The organism is Kitasatospora sp. NPDC048545 (genome assembly GCF_040651155.1).
Taxonomy (GTDB): domain Bacteria; phylum Actinomycetota; class Actinomycetes; order Streptomycetales; family Streptomycetaceae; genus Kitasatospora.
This window is the reverse complement of record NZ_JBEZIQ010000158.1, coordinates 1-2,360: the sequence shown is the minus strand read 5'-3', so window position 1 is coordinate 2,360 and position 2,360 is coordinate 1. Positions and strand designations below refer to the sequence as shown.

1 protein-coding gene is annotated in these 2,360 nt (G+C 74.5%); it reads left to right on the top strand.

What is annotated here, in order from left to right; translation table 11 throughout:
* The coding region (locus tag AB0D10_RS46190; protein WP_360269082.1) for a condensation domain-containing protein at positions 1 to 2,360 on the top strand (2,360 nt) is incomplete at both ends.

Below are 2,360 nucleotides of genomic sequence, written 5' to 3'. Positions count from 1 at the left end.
GAGTACGCGGGCCGCGCGGACCAGCAGGTCAAGCTGCGCGGATTCCGCATCGAGCTGGGCGAGATCGAGGCTGTCCTCGGTGCGCACCCCGCCGTGGGCCGGGCCGCCGTGGTGGTCCGCGAGGACCTGCCGGGCGGCAGGGGCCTGGTCGGCTACGTCGTCCCCGCCGGGAACGTGACGGCCGAAGAACTGCGCACCCACCTCGCGCGGCGGCTGCCGGAGTACATGGTCCCGGCCGCCTTCGTCGTTCTGGACGCGCTGCCGCTGACCGTCAACGGCAAGCTCGACCGCCGCGCCCTGCCCGCCCCCGACCTGACGGCCACCGAGAGCCGCCCGCCGAGCACCCCGCAGGAGCAGGCGCTCGCCGGCCTCTTCGCCGAGATCCTCGGCCTGCGGTCCGTCGGCGTCGACGACGACTTCTTCGCCCTCGGCGGCCACTCGCTGCTCGCCACCCGGCTCGTCAGCCGCGTGCGCACCGCGCTCGACGTCGAGTTGCCGATCCGCGCGCTCTTCGAGGCGCCCACCGTCGGAGCGCTGGCCGCCCGCCTGACCGACCGGCACGACAGCGCCGAGCCCCGCCGGCCGGCACTGACGGCGGGGGACCGGCCCGAGCACCTGCCGGTCTCGTTCGCCCAGCAGCGGCTGTGGTTCCTCGACCAGCTGGAGGGGCCGAGCGCGACCTACGACATCCCGCTCAGCCTCGACCTCACCGGCCCGGTGCGGGCCGACGCGCTGGAGGCGGCCCTGCGTGACGTGGTGGCCCGGCACGAGGTGCTGCGCACCGTCTTCACCACCGTCGACGGACAGCCGTGCCAGCGCGTCCTGCCCGTCGAGGCCGTGGGCCCGCTGCTGACCGTCGGCGCCCACGACGAGGAGGCCGTCGCCCGCGCCGCCCGGTACGTCTTCGACCTCAAGGCCGAACCGCCAGTCCACGCCTGGCTGTTCTCCAAGGACGCCGAACGGCACAGCTTCGTCGTGGTGGTGCACCACATCGCGGGTGACGGCTGGTCGATGGCGCCGCTGGCCCGCGATGTCTCCGTCGCCTACGCGGCCCGCGTGCGCGGTGAGGCCCCGGTGTGGGAGCCGCTGCCGGTGCAGTACGCCGACTACGCGCTGTGGCAGCGTGCGCTGCTGGGCTCGGTCGAGGACGAAGGCAGCCTGCTGGCCGAGCAGTTGGGCTACTGGCGCAAGGCGCTGGCCGGGCTGCCGGAGGAGCTGGCGCTGCCCGCCGACCGGCCGCGTCCGGCCGTCGCGAGCCACGCGGGCGGGACCGTTGCCTTCACCGTGCCCGCGGACGAGCACGCGCGCCTGCTGGAGGTGGCCCGCGCGCAGGGCGTGACCCCGTTCATGGTGCTCCAGGCCGCGCTCGCGGTGCTGCTCTCGCGCCTCGGCGCGGGCCAGGACATCCCGATCGGCACCCCGATCGCCGGCCGGACGGACGACGCTCTCGACGAGCTGGTCGGGTTCTTCGTCAACACCCTCGTGCTGCGCACGGACCTGTCCGGCGATCCGACCTTCACCGAGCTCCTCGCGCGCGTGCAGGAGCGGAGCCTGGGCGCGTACGCGCACCAGGACGTGCCGTTCGAGCGGCTCGTGGAGGAGCTGGCGCCGTCGCGGTCGATGGCCCGGCACCCGCTGTTCCAGGTCCTGCTCTCGCTCCAGAACAACGCGCAGGCCGCGCTGGACCTGCCCGGCCTCGACGTCCGCCACGTCCCCGCAGGCGACCTCGCCGCCCGCTACGACCTCGCCTTCACCCTCGGCGAGCGCCACGACGCCGACGGCGCCCCGGCGGGCCTGCACGGCACGGTGACCTTCGCCCGCGACCTCTTCGACGACGCCACCGCGGAGCGGCTCGCCGGGCGCCTGCTCGCCGTCCTGCGAAGGGTGCTCGCCGAGCCCGGCCTCCCCGTCACCCGCGTCGAGGTGCTGGACGAGGACGAGCGGCACCGCATCCTCACCGAGTGGAACGCCACCGACCACGCCGTCCCTGACACCACGCTGACGGGCCTGATCGAGGCCCAGGTGGCCCGCACGCCGGACGCCGTCGCGCTCGTCGACGAGAGCGGCGAGCTGACCTACGCCGAGCTGAACGCGCGTGCCAACCGCCTGGGCCGCCTGCTCACCGGGCGCGGGGTGGGAGCGGAGACGACGGTGGCTCTGCTCATGGAGCGCTCGGCGGACGTCTTCGTCGCCATGCTGGCGGTGCTCAAGGCGGGTGGGGCGTATGTGCCGATCGACCCGGAGTACCCGGTGGACCGGATCGGTTACATGGTGGCCGACTCGGCGCCGCGGGTGCTGCTGACCAGTCGCGCGTGCGTGGAGCGGGCGGGCGACACGAGGGGTGTCGAGGTGCTGTTGCT